Genomic DNA, 6,531 nt, shown 5'->3' on the forward strand with positions numbered 1-6,531 from the left:
GAGGCGCGGGGTCCGGGGCAGCGCCCCGGCAGGCCCGCCGCCCAGGCACAGGGCCCGCTCCCCACGCGCCGCGCCGGGGATTCCCTCACCCCACGAACCGCGGCCATGATGTTGCGCGACCGCCCAATCCCGCCGGACCCGACACCCCGACACCCGTCGCCCCCGGCGCCACCCGCCACCCGACAGACCGGAGACGCCCCCGTGCCCACCAGGAAAGCCCTGATCCGCCGCCCGAGCCCGCGCCTCGCCGAGGGCCTGGTCACGCACCTCGAGCGCACTGAAATCGACGTCGACCTGGCGCTCCAGCAGTGGGAGACGTACGCCGAGACGCTGCGCGAGCACGGCTGGGAGACGGTCGAGACGGAGCCGGCCGACGACTGCCCGGACAGCGTGTTCGTCGAGGACACCGTCGTGATGTACCGCAACGTCGCGCTGATCGCCCGCCCCGGCGCCGAGTCGCGCAGGCCGGAGACCGCGGCCGTCGAGGAGACGCTCGCCGCGCTCGGCTGCTCGGTGAACTGGGTATGGGAGCCCGGCACCCTCGACGGCGGCGATGTGCTCAAGGTCGGCGACACGATCTACGTGGGCCGCGGCGGGCGGACGAACGCGGCGGGCGTCCAGCAGCTGCGCGCCGCGTTCGAGCCGCTCGGCGCACGCGTGGTCGCCGTGCCGGTGAGCAAGGTGCTGCATCTGAAGTCCGCGGTGACCGCGCTGCCCGACTCCACCGTGATCGGGTACGAGCCGCTGGTCGACGCCCCCTCGGTCTTCCCGCGCTTCCTCCCGGTCCCCGAGGAGCCGGGCTCGCACGTGGTGCTGCTGGGCGAGGGGAAGCTGCTGATGGCGGCGAGCGCGCCGAAGACGGCGGAGATCTTCACAGACCTGGGCTACCAGCCGGTATCAGTTGATATCAGCGAGTTCGAGAAGCTCGAAGGATGCGTGACCTGTCTCTCCGTACGGCTGCGCGACCTGTACTCATAACCCAATGTAACTGGACATAACGGATGCGGGCTTGGCCAGGGGCTTACTGCCCCCTTAACCTACGGTCTCGTAACCTACGAATCCGTAGGTAACTCTCCCGTCCCCCAGGAGCACCCGTGACGATCACCTCTCCCCACCTCGGCAGTTCGGAAGCGTGGACTGACGCCCGACTGCTGTTCGCGCTGGAAGAGGTGGTGGAGAAGGAGCTCAACCGCCATCTCAAGGTCGCCAAGGACTGGATGCCGCACGAGTACGTCCCCTTCTCCGACGGCCGCAACTTCCCCGGCTACTTCGAGGACGGCCAGGCCTGGGAGCCTGAGCAGTCCAAGGTCACCGACATCGGCAAGATCGCGCTGGTGGTGAACCTGCTGACCGAGGACAACCTCCCCAGCTACCACCACGAGATCGCCAGCCTCTTCGGCCGCGACGGCGCCTGGGGCACCTGGGTGCACCGCTGGACCGCGGAGGAGGGCCGGCACGGCATCGTGATGCGCGACTACCTGCTCACCTCGCGCGCCGTGGACCCGGACAAGCTCGAGCAGTTCCGCATGGCGCACATGGCGGAGGGCTTCGAGTCCGACAACCGCCACTCGATGCTGCACTCGGTGGCGTACGTCGCCTTCCAGGAGCTGGCGACCCGCGTCTCGCACCGCAACACCGGCCACCAGTCGGGCGACCCGGTCTGCGACCGCATGCTGGCGCGGATCGCGACCGACGAGAACCTGCACATGGTCTTCTACCGCAACCTGCTCTCCTCGGCGTTCGAGCTCGCGCCGGACCTGACCATGCAGGCCGTGCGCGACGTCGTGGTCAACTTCCGGATGCCGGGGCACGGCATGCCCGGCTTCGAGCGTGCGGCCGCGCAGATGGCGATCGGCGAGATCTACAACATGCGCATCCACCACGACGACGTGCTGCAGCCGGTGCTGCGCTACCTGAAGGTGCTGGAGATCGACGGGCTGGGCCCGGAGGGTCTCAAGGCGCAGGAAGAGCTCGGCATGTACATGGGCGGGCTGGACAGCGAGGCGAGCAAGTTCGACGAGAAGCTGGCGGCGCGCAAGGCGCGGATGGCGGCGCGGGCGGGGCTCTAGAGCTCCAGAGCCCCGATCGGGGGCCGCGTCACCACTCGGCCTCCCGGTAGTCCTTGAGGAACACCCCGGCGACCGGCGAGCCCGCCTCCCCGCGCACTATCGGGTCGTAGACGCGGGCCGCGCCGTCCACCACGTCGAGCGGCGTACGCGTGCCGGCGGCGGCGATACGGGCCTTGCGGGGCGCGGGATTCTCGTCGGTGATCCAGCCGGTGTCGACGCTGCACATATGGACGCCCTGAGCGGCGAGTCCGGCCGCGCTCGTGCGAGTGAGCATGTTGAGCGCGGCCTTCGCCATGTTCGTGTGCGGGTGGCCGCCCGTCTTGTTGGGCGCTGCGAACTGTCCCTCCACCGCGGAGACGTTGACGATGTAGCGGCGCGGGCGGGGCGAGGCGAGCAGCAGCGGCAGCAGCCGGTCGGCGAGGAGCGCGGGCGCGAGGGCGTTGACGAGCTGGGCCTCGAGCAGGTCGGCCGGGTCGAGCCCGCCGAGCTCGGCGGACCAGGAGTTGACCGGGGAGAGGTCGGGCAGCAGCCCGGCCTCGTCCACGTCGCCGTCCAGTACGAAGGCGAGCGCGCCGTTGCCCGCTCCGACGGCGGCCGTCGACGCGAAGCCGGGCGCGGCCATCGCGCCGGGCGGGAGCGCGGCGCGCTCCCCCGCGGCGAGCGCGGCGTACGACTCGGGCGGGCGGCGTACGGTCTGGGCGGCGTTGTTGACGAGGACGTCCAGGGGCTCGCCGCGGGCGCGCAGCCGCTCGCACAGCCCGAGCACCTGGCGCGGGTCGCGCAGGTCCACGGCGAGCACGGTGAGCCGGTCCAGCCACCGCTCGCTGCCCGGGGCAGACTGGAAGCGGCGCAGGGCGTCGCGCGGGAAGCGGCTGGTGACCAGGAGCTCCGCGCCGTCGCGCAGCATCATCAGGGCCAGCTGGAACCCGATCTTCACCCGCCCTCCGGTGAGCAGGACGCGCCGTCCCGTGAGGTCGGTGGACAGAGCGCGACGAGCGGTGTTGTCGGCGGCGCACGACGGGCAGAGCAGGTGGTAGAACGCGTCGACCTGGCGATAGTGCGCCTTGCAGACGTAGCAGCGCCGGGGCCGGTGGTAGGCGCCGGCGCTCCCGGGAGCGGCGAGGGGAGCGTCCTCGCGCCGGTCGAGCGCGCCGGTGGCGGTGGCGGCTGCGGCGGCCGCGTCGGCGCGGGCGCGGGCCTTCTTGCGGGCCTTGCGCCGCTTGTGCCGGCTCTCGCGCGCGAAGAAGGCGGCGGCCTCCTCGGCGCGCACCCGGGCGGGATCCCCCAGCGGCAGGGCACGCAGCCTGCCGATCGTGCGCTCGAAGACGTCGAGCTCGTCCTGCGTGAAATGCGTGTCCATGTGCTGTCCTGCCCCCGCTGTGTCCGGCGATCTTAACGAGGCGCCGGCGGGGTCAGCATCCGGATATCCCACCACCCGTGAGGGGTACGGCATTTATCCGGTTCGAGGGATGATCTGCCAAGGTGGTCGGCCATGGATCGCGATCTTCAGGTGGACACCGACCAGTTGGGCCGCCTCTCCCGGGCGCTGGGCACGTCACTGACCTCCCTCGGGGAGGCCCGCCGGGCTCTGGAGCGGGCCCGCGCGGACGAGCTGGGCACAAGGGACCTGGACGAGGCGTGCGACGGCTTCCAGAGCCGCTGGAGACACGGCGCGGAGCAGCTGGGCGCGCGGGTCGGGACGGTGCGCGACGGGGTGAAGCTGAGCCACGAGGGCTACGTCCAGGTCAACAAGGCGATCGAGTCGGCGTTCAAGGCGGTGGACGCGGATGCGTGACTGTCCTCATCTGGGCTGGGACCCGGCGCCGGGGAGCGTGTCGGCGATCTCGGCGCTCCACAAGCGCCTGAGCACGTCGGCGACGTCGCTGGGCACGGCGCACCGCCTGATCGACCAGCTCCTCGGCGAGACGACGCACTGGCACGGCGAGGCGGCGGACGCGTTCCGCGAGGCGCTGGACGGGGAGCTGCCGCGCTACTTGAAGAACGCGCACCGGTCGCTCTCGAAGGCGGCGTCGCAGCTGCGGAGGTGGCACGACGACCTGGTCGGCTACCAGGCGACGGCGCAGAGGTACGAGGCGAGGGCGAAGGAGGACAAGTCGAGCCTCGCTCGGGCCGAGACCCACTACGAGAAGACGTGCGCGGCCCCCGACGCGTCGGACACGGAACTCCGCGCGGCGGCGGAGGCGGTGACACGGGCGAGGGACGCCCTGGAGTCGGTCCGCCGCCTGGCCAGAGAACTGGAATCGACGCACAGGGCGGAGGCGGGCCGCATCGCGAAGTCCCTGAACGAGGCGACGGACAGGCTGGCGCCGGAGGAGCCGGGGGTGTTGGACAAGACGCTGGCGTGGATCGACGAGAATCTGGGCGACGTCCTGTCCGACGTGTCGGCTGTCGCGGGCTTCGCCGCCCTTCTGCTCGGGCCCGCATTGCCGGCCTTGGGTTTGACGCTGTTGTTCGTGGCAGCAGGAGCAAGCATCGGGGCTCTCGCTCTCCATGCAACGAATTCAAAGGTTCAGAAGTCGCTGAAGGACGGATTCACGAAAGGTGAGTTCGATGCCGACTTCTGGGACAGCACGGTGACCTTGACAGGGGACGCTCTCGGGTCTGTACCGGGCGTCGCGGCTATTGCCCACGGGGCGAAGTCCGCCTCCGCAGCCGCGCACGCGACGTCTGCTGTCGCGGATTCCGGGGGTCTGGCGGCACTGTGCGCAGGCACCCGGGGATTCGCCAGCGGGGCAAGGGGAGCGATGGACGATATGCGCCAAGTGGAGAACCCGCTCACTGGGTGGGCGCTCAGAAGCACCCCGAGCCCCGTCCAAGACTCCGTGAAGTACACCTTGTCGGGCGCGGGTGCAGCGACGGCTGCTAGCCACTATGGGCCGCTCGAGCACAACGAAGACGTAGCGAACAGCGCTACTGCAGTGGACGGCGCCCGCGCCGCTCTCGACGACGGCCCCAGCTCCGCGGCGAAGGCTGCCCAGGCATGGGCCGCACTCACTCGTTAGGCGCAAGAAAGCAATCCTTCATGACCAACGAAAACCTGTCTTCCGCACCACAGTTGTGGTTTCGGCTGCCGCCCGGGTACCACAGCCTCGACAATGACGCCCTCAGCGAGGTCGAACAAGTCGCCATGGTTCTCATGCCGTCCATCATGGAGAGCCCAGCCGAAGTCGCTTCATCGCTCAACGAAGCACGGACTCTGGTGCGCCTGCTCACCGTAATGCGTACACACGGGAGCGTTCACACAGCAGTCGGTGTGCATCCTGACGAAGACAACGGCGCCTGCATCTCGCTGTTCTCGTTGTCGGTGAAAGGAATCGCTTTACGGACAGCAGCCCTGGCTGTTGCCCAGAGCGCACTCGCTCTCGCGAAGTCCCCTCTGTGGAGTACCAGCACCGGCAAGTTCATCACTCTGCCCACCGGTGTACCGGCAGCGCTGGTGTCCGGGTTGCTGGCGGCCCCACATCGTGACCGGCTGGAGAGCGAGGGCATCACGACTGCGCCGTGCGAGGTATTCCAAGCCCGACTCACCGTGCCCTTCCCCACAGGGGTGCACCTGGCCGTGGCTGATCTCACCAGTGCCGCGGTTCGTCACGCGGGCTCGTATACCGATGTCCTCGAGGGCATCGCCCAAACGATCGCGTTTGACGCACCCTCTCCGGCGGTCGCTCCCGCTCAACGGCCATCGCGCATTCTGGAGTTGCTCTCATGACCCCGCAACCGCCCGCACTTCCCGCGGCAAAAGCAGCGTTCGATCACCCGCCGACCGCGGATGGTCATCGGCGGCTCGTCGTCAGACGCCGTATCTGGCTGATCGCCGTGCTGTCCGTGGGTGCAGGATCCGTCTATCTGTGCGCGACTCAGCCCCTGTCGGAGATGATCGGTTTCATCCTGCTCAACGTGCTCTTCTTCCCTATTGCACTGGGGGTGACGTTCCTGGCTCTCCTTCGCACGCGACGGGTCGCCAGCGTCCTGAAGGCCTATCCCTGGCAGGCCTACCCGTGCGAGCATCCCCGCCGCTCGCTCGAGAGCCCAAAGGTCATCGTGATCCGGTTCAGCGAGGAGCACAGGCCTGTTCTGCGACTGACGCCGTTCTCCGCGCATCTCGCGCAGAAACAGAATCCGCAACCGGACTTGATCTGGTTCGCGGGCGACCCCCGCTACGGCGGCGTCGTGTCCCCCGTCGGCGGCCACTATCCCGTTCGCGCCGTGCCCGAGTCCATGGGTGACGCCGTCCCGCCAGGCAGCCCGGAGGGGAATGCGCTGGCCGAACGCGCGGACCTCGTCAAGGACGGTCGAGTACGCACGACGTGAGAGCGTCCGGGGTGGCCGCCGTCAAGCGGCCACCCCGCCCCCCCCCCCCACAGCCCAGGGCCCCCCCCAGGGCGTGGCGGTACATGAACCAGAGTGCCCCCCAAAACCCCAACATCCCGACGTTGTCCAG

General features: G+C 69.6%; 7 protein-coding genes. 6 read left to right on the plus strand and 1 reads right to left on the minus strand.

Annotated elements, in window-relative coordinates:
• Positions 1-201 precede the first annotated feature (201 nt).
• Both ddaH and AB0M39_RS41075 read left to right on the plus strand, forming a co-directional pair.
• Positions 202-978, plus strand: coding sequence for a dimethylargininase (ddaH, locus tag AB0M39_RS41070; protein ID WP_365374045.1), 777 nt, complete (start codon positions 202-204; stop codon positions 976-978).
• Between the two features lie 116 nt (positions 979-1,094).
• On the plus strand, positions 1,095-2,069 hold the full coding sequence (locus AB0M39_RS41075) for an acyl-ACP desaturase (RefSeq protein WP_365374047.1): 975 nt from the start codon (positions 1,095-1,097) through the stop codon (positions 2,067-2,069).
• Between the two features lie 28 nt (positions 2,070-2,097).
• Here the strand turns inward: AB0M39_RS41075 and AB0M39_RS41080 are convergent, their stop codons facing one another.
• Positions 2,098-3,429: an SDR family oxidoreductase gene (locus AB0M39_RS41080; RefSeq protein WP_365374050.1), complete on the minus strand. Its 1,332-nt coding sequence runs from the start codon at positions 3,427-3,429 to the stop codon at positions 2,098-2,100.
• 132 nt (positions 3,430-3,561) lie between these two features.
• Here AB0M39_RS41080 and AB0M39_RS41085 point away from each other — a divergent pair, with 132 nt between their 5' ends.
• The 4 genes from AB0M39_RS41085 to AB0M39_RS41100 are packed head-to-tail and all read left to right on the plus strand — an operon-like array spanning position 3,562 to position 6,401.
• Positions 3,562-3,864, plus strand: coding sequence for a hypothetical protein (locus AB0M39_RS41085; RefSeq protein ID WP_365374053.1), 303 nt, complete (start codon positions 3,562-3,564; stop codon positions 3,862-3,864).
• Positions 3,857-5,092: a putative T7SS-secreted protein gene (locus AB0M39_RS41090; RefSeq protein WP_365374056.1), complete on the plus strand. Its 1,236-nt coding sequence runs from the start codon at positions 3,857-3,859 to the stop codon at positions 5,090-5,092. The genes AB0M39_RS41085 and AB0M39_RS41090 overlap by 8 nt, the downstream gene beginning before the upstream one ends.
• 20 nt (positions 5,093-5,112) lie before the next feature.
• Positions 5,113-5,799 (plus strand): hypothetical protein, encoded by a 687-nt coding sequence (locus AB0M39_RS41095; protein ID WP_365374059.1) that lies wholly within the window; start codon positions 5,113-5,115, stop codon positions 5,797-5,799.
• The gene (locus tag AB0M39_RS41100; protein WP_365374061.1) at positions 5,796-6,401 is read left to right on the plus strand and encodes a hypothetical protein; all 606 of its coding nucleotides are present in this window, start codon (positions 5,796-5,798) and stop codon (positions 6,399-6,401) included. Before AB0M39_RS41095 ends, AB0M39_RS41100 begins: the two co-directional genes overlap by 4 nt.
• Positions 6,402-6,531: the final 130 nt, after the last annotated feature.

It is taken from the genome of Streptomyces sp. NPDC051907, assembly GCF_040681075.1.
Classification (GTDB): domain Bacteria; phylum Actinomycetota; class Actinomycetes; order Streptomycetales; family Streptomycetaceae; genus Streptomyces.

What these genes read in the sequence shown, in the direction of transcription:
- AB0M39_RS41080 (WP_365374050.1), bottom strand. Translation starts at nt 3,429, where the DNA reads ATGGACACGCATTTCACGCAGGACGAGCTCGACGTCTTCGAGCGCACG.
- AB0M39_RS41085 (WP_365374053.1), top strand. Translation starts at nt 3,562, where the DNA reads ATGGATCGCGATCTTCAGGTGGACACCGACCAGTTGGGCCGCCTCTCC.
- AB0M39_RS41090 (WP_365374056.1), top strand. Translation starts at nt 3,857, where the DNA reads ATGCGTGACTGTCCTCATCTGGGCTGGGACCCGGCGCCGGGGAGCGTG.
- AB0M39_RS41095 (WP_365374059.1), top strand. Translation starts at nt 5,113, where the DNA reads ATGACCAACGAAAACCTGTCTTCCGCACCACAGTTGTGGTTTCGGCTG.
- AB0M39_RS41100 (WP_365374061.1), top strand. Translation starts at nt 5,796, where the DNA reads ATGACCCCGCAACCGCCCGCACTTCCCGCGGCAAAAGCAGCGTTCGAT.